Source organism: Rothia nasimurium (genome assembly GCF_035916755.1).
Lineage (GTDB): Bacteria > Actinomycetota > Actinomycetes > Actinomycetales > Micrococcaceae > Rothia.
Window position 1 is genome coordinate 191,405 of the sequence record NZ_JAYWIX010000006.1, and the last position, 17,130, is coordinate 208,534.

The 17,130-nt window shown below is 59.5% G+C and carries 16 protein-coding genes, 3 tRNA genes and 2 rRNA genes; 5 read left to right on the forward strand and 16 right to left on the reverse strand.

The features are described from left to right. Positions 1 to 91: 91 nt before the first annotated feature. The 16 genes from rrf (VSX42_RS08205) to dnaA all read right to left on the reverse strand — a co-directional run bounded on the left by rrf (VSX42_RS08205) (position 92) and on the right by dnaA (position 14,038). Positions 92 to 208, reverse strand: a 5S ribosomal RNA gene (gene rrf, locus VSX42_RS08205). A gap of 3 nt (positions 209 to 211) precedes the next feature. Continuing rightward, positions 212 to 284 (reverse strand) — tRNA-Ala (locus tag VSX42_RS08210). A gap of 123 nt (positions 285 to 407) precedes the next feature. Further along, positions 408 to 1,142 (reverse strand): ATP-binding cassette domain-containing protein, encoded by a 735-nt coding sequence (locus VSX42_RS08215; RefSeq protein ID WP_326503829.1) that lies wholly within the window; start codon positions 1,140 to 1,142, stop codon positions 408 to 410. A 124-nt stretch (positions 1,143 to 1,266) separates the two neighbouring features. Next, positions 1,267 to 1,554 carry a hypothetical protein gene (locus VSX42_RS08220; protein WP_326503830.1) on the reverse strand — a complete coding sequence of 96 codons (288 nt, stop codon included), beginning with the start codon at positions 1,552 to 1,554 and terminating at the stop codon, positions 1,267 to 1,269. Next, positions 1,555 to 2,748 (reverse strand): inorganic phosphate transporter, encoded by a 1,194-nt coding sequence (locus VSX42_RS08225; protein ID WP_326503831.1) that lies wholly within the window; start codon positions 2,746 to 2,748, stop codon positions 1,555 to 1,557. 174 nt (positions 2,749 to 2,922) lie between these two features. Continuing rightward, a 5S ribosomal RNA gene (rrf, locus tag VSX42_RS08230) occupies positions 2,923 to 3,039 on the reverse strand. 3 nt (positions 3,040 to 3,042) lie between these two features. After that, positions 3,043 to 3,115: transfer RNA gene (locus VSX42_RS08235), tRNA-Ala, on the reverse strand. Between the two features lie 12 nt (positions 3,116 to 3,127). Beyond that, positions 3,128 to 3,247 carry a DLW-39 family protein gene (locus VSX42_RS08240; RefSeq protein ID WP_237205123.1) on the reverse strand — a complete coding sequence of 40 codons (120 nt, stop codon included), beginning with the start codon at positions 3,245 to 3,247 and terminating at the stop codon, positions 3,128 to 3,130. A gap of 23 nt (positions 3,248 to 3,270) precedes the next feature. Then, positions 3,271 to 3,344: transfer RNA gene (locus VSX42_RS08245), tRNA-Ile, on the reverse strand. A gap of 156 nt (positions 3,345 to 3,500) precedes the next feature. Continuing rightward, on the reverse strand, positions 3,501 to 4,007 hold the full coding sequence (locus VSX42_RS08250; protein WP_326503832.1) for a DUF3566 domain-containing protein: 507 nt from the start codon (positions 4,005 to 4,007) through the stop codon (positions 3,501 to 3,503). After that, the gene (gene gyrA, locus VSX42_RS08255; protein ID WP_326503833.1) at positions 3,997 to 6,648 is read right to left on the reverse strand and encodes a DNA gyrase subunit A; all 2,652 of its coding nucleotides are present in this window, start codon (positions 6,646 to 6,648) and stop codon (positions 3,997 to 3,999) included. Before gyrA ends, VSX42_RS08250 begins: the two co-directional genes overlap by 11 nt. A gap of 74 nt (positions 6,649 to 6,722) precedes the next feature. Further along, entirely contained in the window at positions 6,723 to 8,750 is a 2,028-nt protein-coding gene (gyrB, locus tag VSX42_RS08260) for a DNA topoisomerase (ATP-hydrolyzing) subunit B (protein WP_326503834.1), read from the reverse strand. A gap of 299 nt (positions 8,751 to 9,049) precedes the next feature. Then, positions 9,050 to 9,595: a DUF721 domain-containing protein gene (locus VSX42_RS08265; protein ID WP_326503835.1), complete on the reverse strand. Its 546-nt coding sequence runs from the start codon at positions 9,593 to 9,595 to the stop codon at positions 9,050 to 9,052. A gap of 66 nt (positions 9,596 to 9,661) precedes the next feature. Then, complete coding sequence (gene recF, locus VSX42_RS08270; RefSeq protein WP_326503875.1) at positions 9,662 to 10,855, reverse strand: DNA replication/repair protein RecF; 1,194 nt, start codon at positions 10,853 to 10,855, stop codon at positions 9,662 to 9,664. A 24-nt stretch (positions 10,856 to 10,879) separates the two neighbouring features. Next, on the reverse strand, positions 10,880 to 12,007 hold the full coding sequence (dnaN, locus tag VSX42_RS08275) for a DNA polymerase III subunit beta (RefSeq protein WP_326503836.1): 1,128 nt from the start codon (positions 12,005 to 12,007) through the stop codon (positions 10,880 to 10,882). Between the two features lie 459 nt (positions 12,008 to 12,466). Continuing rightward, positions 12,467 to 14,038 (reverse strand): chromosomal replication initiator protein DnaA, encoded by a 1,572-nt coding sequence (gene dnaA, locus VSX42_RS08280; protein WP_418950784.1) that lies wholly within the window; start codon positions 14,036 to 14,038, stop codon positions 12,467 to 12,469. 495 nt (positions 14,039 to 14,533) lie between these two features. On the opposite strand from dnaA, the gene rpmH reads away from it, so the two are divergent. The 5 genes from rpmH to VSX42_RS08305 all read left to right on the forward strand — a co-directional run bounded on the left by rpmH (position 14,534) and on the right by VSX42_RS08305 (position 17,128). Continuing rightward, the gene (rpmH, locus tag VSX42_RS08285; protein ID WP_083091541.1) at positions 14,534 to 14,671 is read left to right on the forward strand and encodes a 50S ribosomal protein L34; all 138 of its coding nucleotides are present in this window, start codon (positions 14,534 to 14,536) and stop codon (positions 14,669 to 14,671) included. Positions 14,672 to 14,766: 95 nt separating this feature from the next. Continuing rightward, positions 14,767 to 15,129, forward strand: coding sequence for a ribonuclease P protein component (gene rnpA / locus VSX42_RS08290; RefSeq protein ID WP_135011299.1), 363 nt, complete (start codon positions 14,767 to 14,769; stop codon positions 15,127 to 15,129). A gap of 3 nt (positions 15,130 to 15,132) precedes the next feature. After that, the gene (yidD, locus tag VSX42_RS08295; protein ID WP_326503837.1) at positions 15,133 to 15,537 is read left to right on the forward strand and encodes a membrane protein insertion efficiency factor YidD; all 405 of its coding nucleotides are present in this window, start codon (positions 15,133 to 15,135) and stop codon (positions 15,535 to 15,537) included. A 58-nt stretch (positions 15,538 to 15,595) separates the two neighbouring features. After that, positions 15,596 to 16,576 (forward strand): membrane protein insertase YidC, encoded by a 981-nt coding sequence (gene yidC / locus VSX42_RS08300; RefSeq protein ID WP_326503838.1) that lies wholly within the window; start codon positions 15,596 to 15,598, stop codon positions 16,574 to 16,576. Positions 16,577 to 16,597: 21 nt separating this feature from the next. Further along, positions 16,598 to 17,128 carry a protein jag gene (locus VSX42_RS08305; RefSeq protein ID WP_326503839.1) on the forward strand — a complete coding sequence of 177 codons (531 nt, stop codon included), beginning with the start codon at positions 16,598 to 16,600 and terminating at the stop codon, positions 17,126 to 17,128. Positions 17,129 to 17,130 lie beyond the last annotated feature (2 nt).

The following is a 17,130-nucleotide window of genomic DNA, read 5'->3' on the forward strand; positions in this document are numbered from 1 at the left end:
GGGCGGACGGACGCGAGCATGTGCCATATCGCTGAGTGTGCATACAAAAAAGGAACCCCAGTCTCTCGACTGGGGTTCCTTACCACATTTAATTCGGCGATGACCTACTCTCCCACACCGTCGCCAGTGCAGTACCATCGGCGCTAAGAGTCTTAACTTCCGGGTTCGGGATGGGACCGGGTGTTTCCCTCTTGCTATAATCACCGAAGAGTGGAGGCGAGGGGACTCGAACCCCTAACCCCCTGCTTGCAAAGCAGGTGCGCTACCAATTGCGCCACGCCCCCGTGGTGTTATGCTTCTACCTTACTACAGGTTTTTTGCACGCGCAAACTAATTCTACCAAATGTGCGGTTAGCTCCGCCACAAGTTGAGGGTGAAAGTCTGAAAAATAGGCGATATGCCCCGGTTTATCCAAGGTGGTGCAGGTACATATCAGGGTCATCGAGCATATTGCGCCAGTGGGTGGTCATATCAAGCTCAGCCCAGGCCAGTCTCTGGATTCCCCACTCCCCTATTTCCCACACCAGCTCATTGCGGCGGGCAGCGAGCGCAGCAAGAAGTGGGCTATGGGTGCAGAGCACAACCTGCCCGCCTCGCTCAAGAAAGGCGAGGACGCGGGCGCACAGCTCAAGCTGCCCCGAGAAAGATAGGCCTGATTCGGGTTCATCAAGGATCCAGAGGCCGTAATCATCGAAGGATTCTTCAAGTAAACGCTGGGCGCCCTCCCCGTGGGAGAGGCGCAGAATATCGATTGCCTGCTGTGAGTTGAGGCTGGCCATGTGTTCCAGGTGGGCCAGCATCCCCTCAGCTCGCAGGAAGAGCCCTGCCCGGCGTCCTGCCACACCTCGCACTACCTGCAGGTCGGCCCCAAAAGCTGAGGCCTGTTCAAAGGTGGGGCGGGCAACCCGGTTATCCCCGCCTCCAAGAGGCAGGCCGTAGGCTTCTGCGATGGATTCCACAAGGGAGGATTTACCGGCCCCGTTCTCTCCCACGATAACCGTGAGCTGCCCGAAGCTGAGGCCGGCGAGCGCCGCACGCGTCACAGCCAAGTGATAAGGCCAGGCCTGTGCGCGGCCGCCGGTGAGCGGCTCAAAATTGCTACGGGCGGTGATACTGCGTAAGGGAAGGTCGTTGAGCGCCATACTTCGCACCCTACCTGCGCCCCCCTAACAAAACAAGACACCAGCCCAGCGGCGTCCGCCCCTTAAAACCAGCGGGGGCTGGTGGTTACAAACTACCAGCCCCCGCCATCTATACACAGAACCCTTAGCCTGCAGCTCCCAGGAAGTTGAAGCCGGTGTAGGCGTAGATGAAGTCCTTGGCGATCCAGAGAATACCACTCACAACAGCCAAAGCCAGCACCGCAAACAGTACGTAGGCGGCAGCGCGCGCTGCCGGGGCAGGCTCAGTGTAGGCAGGGCCCTCGGGGGTCTCTACAGCGGTGCCGCTCATCAGGCGCACACCCAGAGCGTAGAGAATCGGCAGGCCAGCACCAAAGCCCAGACCGGCCAGGAAGACGGGGTAAATCTTGTGGAAGATATCAACAATCAACATTTAGGAACCAGCCTTCACGGTGGGAATCGACTCGGTATGCACCTCGCGGGTGGTAACGCCCTCACCCGAGTGCATATCGATGTGACTGACGGCGCTCTTGCGGGAATGGGCCCACATCCAGAAGCAGAAGCCGACCAGCATGAGGAAGACGGTTGCCTCACCCATCCAGGCGCTACCGGTCATGGAATTGATGCCGTTACCCACGAACCAGGTCAGCGCACCGACGGAGCCAGCGGCGGGCAGGGTGATAATCCAGGCGATAACCATACGGCGGGCAGTTGACCAGCTCACCTTGGCGCGACGGCCGACACCGGAGCCGATGATAGAGCCGGTTGCCACGTGAGTGGTCGACAGGGCCATGCCGAAGTGGGAGGAGGTCAGGATAATAGCTGCTGAGGAGCCGTCCGCTGCGAAACCCTGGGGGCCTTCAATATCGACGATACCCTTACCCATGGTCTTGATGATGCGCCAGCCACCCAGGTAGGTGCCCAGGGCGATAGCCAGGGCGCAGACCAGGCGGACCCAGAAGGGAATATCTGCTTCGGGGTTGATTTCGTTGGCAGCAACCAGGGCCAGGAAGATAACACCCATGGTCTTCTGAGCATCGTTGGTGCCGTGCGCCAGGGACATCAGGGAAGCAGCAGAAATCTGGCCGAAGCGGAAGTTCTTCTTTTTTTGGTCGCCGGGCACGCTCTTGGTCAGCGCGTAGATGATGGCAGCGCCGACGCCGGCAACCACCCCCGCGATGAGCGGGGCCATCAGGGCTGGGATGATAACCTTCATCAGCACACCGTTCCAGAGCACACCGCTGGTGCCCAGTGACGCCAGGGTTGCACCGATCAGGCCACCGAAGAGGGCATGGGATGAACTGGAGGGCAGACCCAACAGCCAGGTGAAGACGTTCCAGAGGATTGCACCTACCAGGCCGGTAAAGACGATCAACATAAGGCTGGGGCCACCGCCGGCAGTTTCAAGGTCGATGAGGCCGGAGCCGACGGTCTTAGCTACCTCGATGGAGAGGAAGGCGCCGATGAGGTTAAGGACGGCTGAGAGAGCGACAGCCGCCTTGGGCTTGAGGGCGCCGGTGGCGATAGATGAGGCCATGGCGTTGGCGGTATCGTGGAAGCCGTTGGTGAAGTCGAAAGCTAGTGCGGTCAGCACTACGATCACCAGAATGATGAGTTCTGTAGTCACGGTTTCTATTCTCATGCTTTTCTGGTTATTTCAAGGCCATGACAGACCAGAATCGCTTGTGCTGTTAGTCATTGATAGCTTTATTTCCAGGCCAGCGAACTAAAGGAGAAACTTTTATCGACGACAGCAAAAAAGGAACCCCAGTCTCTCGACTGGGGTTCCTTACCACATTTAATTCGGCGATGACCTACTCTCCCACACCGTCGCCAGTGCAGTACCATCGGCGCTAAGAGCCTTAACTTCCGGGTTCGGGATGGGACCGGGTGTTTCCCTCTTGCTATAATCACCGAAGAGTGGAGGCGAGGGGACTCGAACCCCTAACCCCCTGCTTGCAAAGCAGGTGCGCTACCAATTGCGCCACGCCCCCATCGGGTGCTACCTATGAAATTTTATCTGTAGCTTCTTCCCAAGTTTTTTTATTCTCCTGAGAATCCTTAGCTTTCTTTGCTGCTATCGCTGTTGCTAGCGCAGCGAGCGTGATTGCCATAAATTTCTTCATGTCAACCTTTCAACCAAGGTGAGTGGGCGTACCAGGAATTGAACCTGGGACCTCTACATTATCAGTGTAGCGCTCTAACCGTCTGAGCTATACGCCCTTGGTGTTCCTCAGAACGAGATATAACTTTACACAGGTTTTGACACCTTGCCAAATCGAAATAGCGTGTTCTGAGACACATACTCTGAAAGGGTGTTTAAAAGCTTCGTGGCACCCTGAGTTTACAGAGCGCCACGAGGCTGAAAAGGGGTTTGGTTTATTCGTCAGTGAGGGTTACACCCACGCCGCCGACCAGCTTGGCTGCCACGTTGTAGAGCATGGCTGCCAGGGTGCCGAGCAGGGTGAAGAGCACGACGTTCACCACGGAGATGATGGTGCTGTAGAGAGCTACCTGGCCCAGTGAGAGGTACCGGGAGATGTCTACGGCGTCACCGGTGGTACCCAGCAGGGTGAGCAGGTCGTTGAGGCTCTGGAAGGCACCGGTGGCCTGCATGACGAGCCAGAGAATGACGGCTGCAACCACGGTAGCGATACCGATGGCGACCGAGAGCAGGAATACGAGCTTGGCGACCGAGAAGGTATCTACCTTGGCAACGACCAGGCGAGCGCGACGAATCTTGGAGCGGGGGGCGGGGCGCACCAGCGGCTTGCGCTGGGCACCTGCGGACGCCGCGTTCTGGGGGCGTGCCTTACCTTGGGCAGCGCGCGGGGTGCCGGCTCGCGGCGCTGGCCGCGGTGCGGTTCCGGTGCTTTTAGTGCTCACTCTTACCTCCAAGTGCGTCTGCGGTGTCGGCTACTGCCGGGGTGGTGTTGTTTTCTAAAGGTACTTCATCTGCCGGCTTTTCGGGGCTTTCGGCGCCATTTTCGTCGGTGTCGTCTGCCTCATCGATGTTGCGCTCGTAGTTGCGGGCAACTTCGAGGATCTCGTCGTTCTTGCCAGGCTTGGCGAAAATGACACCCATGGTATCGCGGCCCTTGGCCGGTACTTCTGAGACCGAGGTACGCACGACCTTGCCGGACTGCATGACGACCATGACCTCGTCCTCTTCGCCCACAATCAGGCCGCCGACGAGCTCGCCGCGGTCTTCTGCCAGCTTGGCGACCTTGATGCCGAGGCCACCTCGGCCCTGCACGCGGTACTGGTCGACCTGGGTGCGCTTAGCGTAGCCGCCAGCGGTGACCACGAATACGAAGGAGTCGTCGGTGACGACATTGGCTGAGAGCAGCTCGTCGCCGTCGCGGAACTTCATGCCGGTCACACCGGAGGTTGCGCGCCCCATGGGGCGCAGGGCCTCGTCAGAGGCGGTGAAACGCAGGGACTGGCCCTGGCGGGAAATCAGCAGCAGGTCGTCCTCAGCGCTGGCCAGCTGGGCTGAGACCAGCTCGTCGCCGTCACGCAGGTTGATAGCAATGACGCCGGCGGCGCGGTTGGTGTCGTAGTCCGACAGGGCGGTTTTCTTCACCAGACCGTTCTTGGTAGCCAGAATCAGGTAGGGGGCGTCCTCGTAGGACTTGAGCTCCATAACCTTGGCAATGGTCTCCTCTGGCTGGAAGGCCAGCAGGTTAGCCACGTGCTGCCCCTTAGCGTCGCGGCCGGCTTCCATGAGCTCGTAGGCCTTGGTGCGATAGACGCGGCCCAGGTTGGTGAAGAAGAGAATCCAGGAGTGGGTGGAGGTGACGAAGAAGTGCTGCACGACATCGTCCCCGCGCAGGGAGGCACCCTTGATACCCTTGCCGCCGCGGTGCTGGGAGCGGTACTGGTCGCTGCGGGTGCGCTTGACGTAGCCGCCGCGGGTAATAGTGACGACCATTTCTTCCTCGGGGATGAGGTCTTCCATGGACATGTCGCCGTCGTAACCCATGAGGATCTTGGTGCGGCGCTCATCACCGAAGCGGGCGACGATTTCGGCCAGCTCTTCGGAGATAATGCCGCGCTGGCGGTCCTCAGAGGCGATAATCGCGTTGTACTCGTCAATCATGCGCATGAGCTCGTCATGGCGGTCCTGAATCTTCTGGCGTTCCAGGGCAGCCAGGCGGCGCAGCTGCATGTTCAGAATCGCCTGGGCCTGAGCCTCGTCGATGTCGAGGAAGTCCATCAGGCCGGTGCGGGCGTCATCGGCGGTGGGGGAGCGGCGAATCAGGGCGATGACCTCGTCGAGGGCATCGAGGGCCTTGAGCAGGCCGCGCAGGATATGCGCTTCTTCTTCAGCCTGACGCAGGCGGTAGCGGGTGCGGCGCACAATGACTTCGAGCTGGTGGGTGACCCAGTGACGAATGAAGGCCTCCAGGGAGAGGGTGCGGGGCACGCCGTCCACAATCGCCAGCATGTTGGCTGAGAAGTTTTCCTGCAGCTGGGTGTGCTTGTAGAGGTTATTCAGCACAACCTTGGGCACGGCGTCGCGCTTGAGGACGATGACCAGGCGCTGGCCTGTACGACCGGATGTTTCATCACGCAGGTCAGCGATGCCGGTGATTTTGCCGTCCTTGACCAGCTCAGCAATCTTGATGGCCAGATTATCGGGGTTGGCCTGGTAGGGCAGTTCGGTAACGACCAGGCAGGTGCGGCCCTGGATTTCTTCAACATTGACCACAGCGCGCATGGTGATGGAACCACGGCCGGTACGGTAAGCCTGCTCGATTCCCTTGTGACCCAGGATGGTCGCGCCGGTGGGGAAGTCAGGGCCCTTGATACGGGCAATCAGAGCTTCCAGTAGCTCTTCATTGGAGGCATCGGGGTTCTGCAGGAACCACTGCACACCGTCGGCCACCTCTCGCAGGTTATGCGGTGGGATGTTGGTGGCCATACCGACCGCGATACCCGAGGAGCCGTTGACCAGCAGGTTGGGGATACGGGAGGGCAGGACGACCGGTTCCTGATTCTTGCCGTCGTAGTTGGGCTGGAAGTCGACGGCGTCCTCGGTGATATCTCGTACCATTTCGAGGGCCAGGGGAGCCATCTTGGTTTCGGTGTAACGGGGAGCTGCTGCACCATCGTTACCGGGGGAGCCGAAGTTACCCTGGCCGAGCGCCAGGGGGTAGCGCATGACCCAGTCCTGAATCAGGCGCACCAGGGTGTCGTAGATAGCGGCGTCGCCGTGGGGGTGGTACTGACCCATGACTTCGCCGACCACGCGGGCGCACTTGTTGAAGGAGCGCTCGGGGCGGTAACCACCGTCGTACATGGCGTAGATGACGCGGCGGTGCACGGGCTTGAGGCCGTCACGAACATCGGGCAGGGCGCGGCCGATAATGACGGCCATGGCGTAGTCCAGGTAGGAGCGCTCCATCTCGGAGCGCAGGTCTACAACCTCAACGTTGCCGCCAGCAGGCGCCGGGGTCGCGTCGGTTGCAACGATATCGCCCTCGACGGGCTGGGGTGAGCTGGTGGTGTTCTCGTCGCTCATAAGTTCCTCGTTTTTCGTCCTTGATTTTTATATTCCATATTAGCTATATAGCGCTTAATTCATACTAATAAGCCTTAGATATCAAGGAAGCGGATATCCTTTGCATTCTGCTGGATGAATTCTCGGCGGGCCTCGACATCCTCACCCATCAGCACGGAGAAGATCTGGTCAGCCGCGGCGGCGTCTTCCATCTTGACCTGTAGCAGGGTGCGGCGCTTGGGGTCCATGGTGGTGTCCCAGAGCTCGGTGTAGTCCATCTCGCCCAGACCCTTGTAGCGCTGGATGCCGTTGTCCTTGGGGATGCGCTGGTTCTTGGCATAGCCGGCTTCCAGGGCAGCGTCGCGCTCGGCGTCAGAGAAGACGTAGTCGTGCGGGGCGTTGGACCACTTGATGCGGTAGAGCGGGGGCTGGGCCAGGTAGACGTAGCCAGCTTCGATGAGCGGACGCATGTAGCGGAAGAGCAGGGTCAACAGCAGGGTAGTGATGTGCTGGCCATCCACATCCGCATCGGCCATCAGGACGACCTTGTGGTAGCGGGCCTTCTCGATATCGAAATCCTCACCGATGCCAGTACCGAAGGCGGTAATCAGTGACTGGATTTCAGCGTTAGACAGGGCGCGGTCGAGGCGAGCGCGCTCGACGTTCAGCACCTTACCGCGCAGGGGCAGAATGGCCTGGGTTTCGGGATTGCGGCCGCGTACGGCTGAACCGCCCGCAGAGTCACCCTCCACCAGGTAAATCTCTGAAATTGAGGGGTCCTTGGAGGAGCAGTCCTTGAGCTTGCCGGGCATGGAGCCGGTTTCAAGCAGACCCTTGCGGCGGGTAGTTTCGCGGGCCTTGCGGGCGGCCAGGCGGGCCTGGGCTGCGGTGATAGCGCGACGGACGATTTCCTTGCCGGTGCCGGGGTTACGTTCGAGCCAGTCGCCCAGCTGGTCCATGGTCTCGCGCTGAACAAAAGCCTTGGCTTCGGAGTTGCCCAGCTTGGTCTTGGTCTGCCCCTCAAACTGGGGCTCGGAAATCTTGACGGAAACCACGGCGGTCAGACCTTCGCGCACGTCCTCACCCGTGAGGTTATCGTCCTTCTCACGTAGCAGCTTGTTGTCGCGGGCGAAGCGGTTGATCAGGGTGGTTAGAGCGGTACGGAAGCCCTCTTCGTGGGTGCCGCCCTCGTGGGTGTTGATGGTGTTGGCGTAGGTGTGCACCGATTCCTTGTAGGCAGTGGTCCACTGCATGGCCACTTCCAGGCTCATCATGCGGTCGGTGTCTTCGGTTTCGAAGGCGATGATGTCATCGTGCACGGTGGTGAGCTTCTTGGAGGTGTTCAGGAAGTTCACGTAGTCAAAAAGGCCGTCCTTGTACATGTAGGTGACGGTCTTGTAGCCGTTGGCGTCGGCGCCCACCTGGTTGAGGGGCAGCTTCTCGGGCTTTTCTTCACCAGTGACTTCGTCGCCCTCGTGTAGCTCGCGTTCGTCGGTAAGCTGGATGGTCAGGCCCTTGTTCAGGAAGGCCATCTGCTGGAAGCGGGCGCGCAGGGTCTCGAAGTCGAACTCAACGGTTTCGAAGATTTCGGGGTCGGGGTAGAAGGTCTGGGTGGTGCCGGTTTCGTCGGTGGCCTCCCCGCGGGTGAGGGGCTTGACGGTGTGGCCGCCGTTGGCGTAGCTGATGTGCCACTTGTAACCCTGGCGACGCACCTCGGTTTCGACCTTGGTCGAGAGCGCGTTAACAACGGAGATACCCACGCCGTGCAGGCCGCCGGAGACCGCGTAGCCGCCGCCGCCAAACTTACCACCGGCGTGCAGGATGGTCATGACGACCTCGACGGTGGGCTTCTTTTCGGTGGGGTGCTCGTCGACGGGAATGCCTCGCCCGTTGTCGGCAACTCGTACTGCGCCGTCCTTCTGAATGACGACCTCAATCAGGTTGGCGTGCCCTGCCAGGGCCTCATCGACGGAGTTGTCAACGACTTCGTAGACCAGGTGGTGCAGGCCGCGTTCGCCGGTTGAACCGATGTACATACCGGGGCGCTTGCGCACGGCTTCAAGGCCTTCGAGGACCGTGATATCGGCGGCGCCGTATTCGTGGGAGGTTTCTTCAGTTGCCACAGGTAGTTAGGCTCCTTGCATGGTCGGTCTCGCACCGGCGGCCGTTCAGCGCGGAGGCCCCCGCTCAAGGCGACGGGGTGGGGCTGCTGTACGGGCGGGCAGGCGCGCGTATTCTGCTCTCAATTCTACCGCACAGGGCCATTTTTGAACCTGTTTTGTGATGTTTTAGAGGGGCATATACTGCCAGAAGATACCTAGAGCGCCGCTAGAGCGCCCAAGCCCCCGATGCTGTGGGTTCTCACAGGGGCAGGGGGTCAGGGGCGCAGAAGCGATTTTTGTAATTTGTATTCTTGAGTTTTCTACCCGTAGGTGTCGCGGGGGCCGCGCCCGCCGGGGGCAACCCGCCGTCCTTTTTTCCAGGAGGGGGCGGCAGGCCCAAAGGCGCGCACATCTTTGACGACATCGTCCCCCAGCTCCCCGTTGAAGCGGCGCATGATGTCGTATTTCATCTGGCGAATCTGCACGGCCCAAGCGGTGGACTCGCAGCGCACGGTCATCACCCCGTCCTCAAAACTCTCGGGGGTAGCTTTCGAAGCGATTTGGGGGCCAACCAGTTTGTCCCAGCGAGCCATGACAGAGGAAACCGCCAGGGGAGTAGTCCACCCTCGCTCCATAATGACGCGGTCGAGCAGGCCACCGAGGCTCTGTGGATCGCGGGCGCTGGGGCCGGCTCCGGTGTAGCCACCCAGCTGGTCGGTAGATTCTGTTGAGGTATAGCGGCGCACCTTGGTGCCGGGCTCAGCGTTCATCACGCGGCCGAAGTCTTTGATAATTTTCCGGCCGGCAGCACCCTGCACCCGGTGTTCCCCGCGGGCTTCTTTGGCAGCCCGGATACGACTGAGCAAGGCATGGGGGGCGTCTATAGTCTCCGCACCGTATTCCGCTTGAGATATACCTTCCCGCACGGCAATCTATTCCTTTTCTGGAATATTGACTAGTGGTGAAGGTTCTACCCAGGCTCGGCCGGGTTCCACCCGTACCAGGGTGATGTGGCCCAGTTCCTCAGGAATATCGCTGGCTACAGCGCAGGTCACTAGCACCTGTTCAGCACCGGCAACAATAGTGCCCAGCTTATGGCGGCGGGCGGTATCGAGCTCAGCAAAGACGTCATCAAGAATCAAGATGGGGGAGGCGCCGGGGGCATCATTATCTGCCAGGTGTACATACCAGGAGGCCAGTTTCAAAGCCAGGGCATAAGACCAGCTTTCCCCGTGGGAGGCAAAGCCCTTGACCGGAATGCCACCGAGTTCCAGGGCAAGGTCATCGCGGTGGGGGCCGACCAGGGTTACGCCGCGCTCCAATTCTTCCCGCTGCTTATCGGCAAAACCGCGCAGCATAGCCTCCCGCAAATCATCTATCCCCATCAGGGCGGCGGTCGGCAAAAGGTTAGCTGAAATTGGCGGGAAAACAGTAGAGTCGTACGCCAGGCTCACGCTCTTGGAGCCATCCGTCAGCTCGGTGTAGGCCCTCTGTAGTTGAGGTAGAAGCAGGGCAAGCGTGCGTAGCCGGGCCTGTAAGAGGTAGGCACCGGCGTCCGCCAGCTGCTTGTTCCAGACTTCCAGGGTGTAGGCTTCCTCTGGCCCGGTGCTGCGCCGCGAGCGCATGGACTTGAGCAGGGAATTCCGCTGGCGCACAACCCGCTCATAGTCCGCCCGATAGGCGGCAACCGAGGGACGCAGAGATACCGCCAAATCATCAAGAAAACGGCGCCGCCCGGCGGGGTCCCCCTTCACCAGCTGCAAATCCTCGGGTGAGAAGAGCACGGTGCGGGTGACTCCCAGGGCTTCACGGGCGCGGACGGGCGCCGCCCGGTTGATGCGCACCCGGTTGCTTTTACCTGGGGCTAGTTCAAATTCAAGGACGGTTTGCTGGTTGCCGCGGACCGTGCGGGTGCGGATGTAGGCGCGGTCAGCGCCCACACGTACCAGCGGGGCATCCTGACTAACCCGGTGTGAAGCCAGCTGCGCTGTGTAGTCAATGGCTTCAACGATGTTGGTTTTGCCCACCCCGTTTGACCCGAGAAAGACGGTGACGCCGGGGGTGAGGGGGAGAGTCAGGAGCTGGTAGGTGCGGTAGTCCATCAACGAAAGGTGGTCGATGTACAGCGCGCCCTCCTTGAGATAGCGGTTTTACTGGTTCTGCAGGCGGATAGGCATGAGCAGGTAGCGGTAGTTCTTCTCGTCCTCAGCCTGCCAGTCGTCCTGCTCAGAGAGCACAACGGGCTTGCGGGGGTCGGTGAAGGAGAAGCGCACGAACTTGTTGGCTGCGAAGGTGTGTAGACCCTCGGAGAGGTAGCTGGGGTTGAAGGCTACGGTGATGTCGTCGCCGTGCAGGTGGGCCTGTAGCACCTCGGTTGCCTGGGCGTCTTCGCCGGTGCCGGCGTCCAGGGTGACCTGGCCCTGGCTGAAGGCCAGACGGACGGGGGTGTTGCGCTCAGCGACTAGGGAGACACGGCGGACGGCTTCCATCAGGTCTGAGGTGCGGACGATCGCGTGCACGGGGGTGACTTCGGGGAAGAGGGAACGAATCTTGGGGTACTCGCCGTCGACCAGCAGGCTGGTGGTGCGGCGGGAGTCAGACTCGAAGCCAATGAGTTCGTGGGCATCTGAGAGGGCGATGGACAGTTCTCCTGCACCACCCAGGGTCTTGGCGACCTCGGAAAGGGTCTTGGCCTTGATTAGAGCAGCGGTTGAAATAGAAGCGTCTGCGGGGTTCCAGGTCAGCTCGCGCATGGCTAGCCGGTAGCGGTCGGTTGCGAGCAGGGTGATCTGGTCACCTTCGATTTCCATGCGTACACCGGTCAGAATCGGCAGGGTGTCGTCCTTGGACGCTGCTACCGACACCTGGGCAACAGCCTTGGCAAACTCAGAGCCCTCAACGGTACCTGATACCGCGGGTAGGGCAGGTAGCTCGGGGTAGTCAGCTACAGGCATGGACGAGAGGTTGAAGTTAGAAGAACCGCAGGAAAGGTGAACCTTGCCCTCACGCAGCTCAAAGAGCACGTCAGACTTAGGCAGCGAACGGCAGATATCGGCAAGCAGACGACCAGATACCAGGGCTTTGCCTTCTTCAGCGATATCGGCTGCGATATTGAGCTTAGCTGAGGTTTCGTAGTCGAAGCTGGCAATAGATACTTCACCGGCAGCTGCCTTGATGAGCAGACCAGAGAGTACCGGTACAGGCGGACGAGGGGAGAGGGAGCGGGCAGTCCAGCTGACGGCCTCGGCCAAAGTATCGCGTTCGACAGTAAATTTCACTGGAGCACCTTCCAAAGCTTTAAACATGAGGAGCCCTATAAACGGGCACAGTTCAGGTGTCCAGTCTACCGGACTACCCTGGCACCAAAGCTGTTTTTCTGTAATTACAAGCCGTGACCCTGAACCAAAGAGTTCTCACGAAAATCTGTAATTACAAGAGCCCACCCCGCCTGGAAGCACGAGCACAGATTTTTTGTTATTTGACGTTTTTTCTTTAAGAATCGTAGTGTTAATAACCCTTGTGAAAACTGTGGAAAACCCCGTTTAAGCCCGGAATTTCAACCAAGTGCCTGTGGGGCGCCTGTGCAGAAAACCCGTCTCCGCTGTGAATGAATAGTGGATGGATATTTATGCAATCATCGAACTACACAGGCTTTGCATATTCATGCACTTAACATCCACAGTAAAACCCCTTAAGTCTCAAAGTTATCCACAACCCTGTGACTAGGCATTTTAGGTTTAGGATGCGTCGCGAGACCCCTGCTTAATGCGGTTGGTAAGCTCTGTGACCTGGTTAAAGATAGGTCGACGCTCCGCCATGAGGTTACGAATCTTGCGATCTGCGTACATCACGGTGGTATGGTCACGGTCGCCTAGCTCCTGCCCAATACGGGGTAGGGACATATCGGTGAGCTCTCGCAAGAGGTACATGGCAATCTGACGTGCGTTCACCAGAGTCCGGCTACGGGACTTCGACCGCAGATCATCAATCGTCACATCAAAGTATTCTGCCGTTGCCTGCAGTACCTGCGATGCCGTGATTTCCTGGGCACCGTCGTCCAGCAACAGATCCTTAAGCACCTGCTCCGCCAGCTGCATGTCCACCGGCTGCCCCTGCAAGGAAGCAAAAGCGGTCACACGAATCAGCGCGCCCTCCAGCTCACGAATGTTGGTGGAGATGTGCGAGGCAATATATTCCATCACGTCATCGGGCACATCAAGACCCTCGTTCTGGGCCTTCTTACTCAGAATCGCGATACGGGTTTCGAGCTCCGGCGGTTGAACATCGGTAATCAAACCCCACTCAAAGCGCGAGCGCATACGCTCTGCAAAACCGGTCAGCTGCTTGGGCGGCAGATCAGAGGTAATGACCACCTGCTTCTGGTGGTTGTGCAGGGCATTGAAGGTATGAAAGAACTCTTCCTGGGTGCTATCTTTCCCAGCCAGGAACTGAATATCGTCGATCAGGAGCATGTCGACATTGCGGTAAATCTGCTTAAAGGTAATACCGTTGTTGTCGCGAATGGAGTTGATGAAGTCGTTGGTGAACTCTTCAGAATTCACGTAGCGCACCCGCAAACCGGGGTAGAGGCTCTTAGCGTAGTGGCCAATGGCGTGCAGCAGGTGGGTCTTACCCAGACCCGAGCCGCCGTAGATAAAGAGGGGATTGTAAGCAGACGCCGGGGTTTCGGACACCGCGAAAGCAGCCGCGTGAGCAAAACGGTTGGACTGGCCAATCACAAAGCTATCGAAGGTGTACTTGGGGTTCAGGCGCGCGGTGGAGTCCCAGGTCTTTACATCCCCCGGCTCCGCAGGGGCCTCGATTAGCTCGCCTGCCTCAACAGGTTCTTCAAGAGGCTCCATCTCGTGGCTGACCTGGGCAAACTCGGGAGCCGCCGGTGTCTGCCCAAAGGCGGGGGCAGCATCCGGACGCTGGTGGGCAGCTTCGTCGAAACCGGCGCGGGAAGCCTGCTCCCGCTCAGCGGGTGCAGGGAAAGACGGAGCAGCAGGACGCTCGGATGCAGGCAGTGCCACCTTCTCGGGAGAATTCTCGAGGCTGGTATCAATAATGAAAGCCTCGGTTACCCCCTGGCCAAAAGTCGCGGTAATAGCCTCCTGCAGGGTTTCCTTCAGCTCGTGCTGAAAAATATCGCGGGTAAACTCGCTCGGCACCGCAATCAGCAGCACATTACCCATAAAAGCGTGAGGCTGAGCCAGGCCAATATGCGCGCGGTGACGCTGAGCCACCGAGGTATCTGCCCGCAACAGGGTTACCAGGTGCATCCACTTCTTCTGAAGCTCCGGGTCCATATAATCGCCCACTGGCTCTCCTTTAATCTCAGGTCACGCAAAAAACTTACCCACAGCTTAGCCGCAGGGCCCACCGATTTATCACAATGTTATCCACAGGGTGGAAAACTTGTGATTTAACGAGGGGAGTACCTGTTTACAGTATGTGATTAAACCGCGCACCGCTAGCTCAAAGCCGCAGTTTTTGTAATTTACAACTTTCCCCGGTGTGCCTGTGGATAACTCTCGCTAGGGCGAGCGCGCTCGCAAGCTATCCACAGGTGTGGGCAAACTCTCCCACCTATCTGTGATTAAAGACCTACCCCTAGCGGGCTTGACCTTATATCACAACCTCTTCTAGAGTTGTTTAGTCAAAGTGTGCTAGGACTATGCCTATATCTAAGGCCTGATTCCGCCCCTCACGCGGCGGAGCTAACACACGAGCAAGAAGCGTCAACCTGTTCGAAGAACTGTTGAAAGGTTGGCCCCCGTACCAACCATTTTTGGAGTAACCAAATGAGCAAGCGGACTTTCCAGCCGAATAACCGCCGCCGCGCCAAGAAGCACGGCTTCCGTCTTCGCATGCGCACCCGTGCAGGCCGCGCCATCCTCGCGAACCGTCGTTCAAAGGGCCGCGCAAGCCTCTCAGCATAAGGCTTCACATCTCCTCGCCTCGGCCTAGCCCCTTGTGCAGGCCAGCGTGATCACGCAGCCCGCCGAGAGACGACCGAAAAGACAAAGGAGACTACGTGCTGGCACAACAGCACCGGATGCGAGCTTCGGCTCAATTCTCAGCAACTACACGTTCCGGCGCCCGCTCAGGGCGTCGGAACTTAGTTCTATATACAGCCAAAACAGGCGAAGAACCAACCATCATCGGTTTCATCGTCTCCAAGGCCGTCGGTAACGCCGTTACCCGCAACAAAACCAAGCGACGCCTCCGCGACATCATTGCCCCCTTCGTCGCCGAAAACCCCACCGGCTACCGGGTGGTGGTGCGCGCCCTGCCACCGGCAGCGTCCGCCCCCTACACCGACCTCGAAACAGACCTGACCAGCGCGCTGGCCACCACCCTCAAAAAACTCGGTGCCACCGCCCGAGAGGAGCTCTAAGCCATGAGCACCTCCCACCAGCACCCCGCCGGGGAGCCCGCGGACGAAGACGTCCTGCTAGATAACGCCCCCCACGAGTTCGTCGTCCCCACCACCATCGTTCAGGCAGCTATCACCCTGCCCCAGAACGTCCTCATTGCTTTCATCAAGGTCTACCGCGCCATCGTCTCGCCGCTCTACGGCAACGTCTGCCGGTACTATCCGAGCTGCTCAGCCTACGGGCTCGAAGCGCTCACTACCCACGGCGCCATACGCGGGCTCTCACTGACCGTCCGCCGCCTACTGCGCTGCCACCCCTGGGCCACCGGAGGCCTCGACCCTGTTCCACCCGGGCGGCGCACCTTCGCCCCCGGCACCGAACCCAAAATAATACTTCTAAACCACCCGCACCAGCACCTGAACCACTAACAGGTACTGGCTGCAGTCCACCACAACCGGCTCACACACCCGAGCCAGGGAGAGAACTATGTTCGACATCATTCTCTGGCCCTTCAAATGGATCGTCTCTGCGATTCTCTGGGCATTCCACGAACTCTTCACCGCAATCGGCATGGACCCCGCGTCCGGTGTCACCTGGGTACTAGCCATCATCGGCCTGACCCTGGTCATGCGAACCCTCACCATCCCGCTCTTCATGAAGCAGATCAAGGCCATGCGCGGCATGCAGGAACTGCAGCCCGAACTAGCCAAGCTTCAGGCTAAGTACAAGGGCAAGACCGACCAGCTCTCCCGCCAGGCCATGGCCCAGGAGCAGATGGAACTCTACCGCCGCACCGGCTCCAACCCCCTCGCCTCCTGCCTCCCCATCCTGGTCCAGATGCCCATCTTCTTCGGCCTCTTCCAGGTGCTCAACGGCGTACCCAGCGCAGCTGCCAACAACGAGAGCATCCTGATGCTCTCCAACGACAAGGTTGAGCAGTTCAACGACGCCTACATCTTCGGTGCCCCCCTCTTCTCCACCATGCTGCGCCCCGGCGACGGTAACCACGCCGCCACCATCATCATCGCCGCCATCATGGTTGTGCTCATGAGCGCCACCCAGTTCTATATCACCAAGCAGCTCTCTGTGAAGAACATGTCGGACGCCGCCAAGCAGTCCCCCATATACCGCCAGCAGCAGATCATGCTCTACGTGCTGCCCCTCATCTTCGCCATCTCGGGTATCAACTTCCCCCTGGGCGTGCTCGTCTACTGGACCGTCTCCAACTTCTGGTCACTGGGCCAGCAGTACTGGGTTATCAAGAACAACCCCACCCCCGGTTCTCAGGCCGAGCGTGAGCTCAACGAGCGCCGTGCCGCCAAGGGTCTGCCCCCCGTTGGTAAGACCAAGGAACAGCACGAAGCTGAGCTCGAAGCCCAGCGTGAACGTGCCAACCGCGGCCAGCGTCAGCAGCCTATGAGCAAGAAGCGCCAAAAGCAGCAGAACAAGCAGAACAAGAAGAAATAGCGGCAGCTACAGGAGGAACCCATGACTGAAGCCTACGAAGAAACCGCCGCAGACAGCGTCCTTGAAGACGCCGTAGAGCAGGGCTTTGAGGACGAAGGTGACATCGCCGCCGACTACCTCGAAGAACTTCTCGACATCGCAGACATCGACGGCGACATCGACATCGAGGTGCGCAACGGCCGCACCTACCTCTCGGTCGTTACTGAGGACGGCAACAACACCGAGCTCACAGCCCTCGTGGGCGAGGACGGCGAAGTGCTGGACGCCCTGCAGGAGCTCGTGCGCCTCTCGGTACTCGCTGCCACCGGCCAGCGCACCCGCCTGATTCTGGATATCGCTGAGCACCGTGCCGGCCGCCAGAAGGCCCTCGTTGACATGGCAGAGACCGCCATTGCCCGTGTCAAAGAAACCGGCGACGAGGTACACCTGGAGCCCCTGGGCTCCTACGAGCGTAAGCTCGTACACGACATCGTGGCAGCCCACGGTCTCTACTCAGAGTCAGAAGGAGCTGGCCCCGACCGTCACATCGTCATCATGCCGGCGGAGGACTAAAC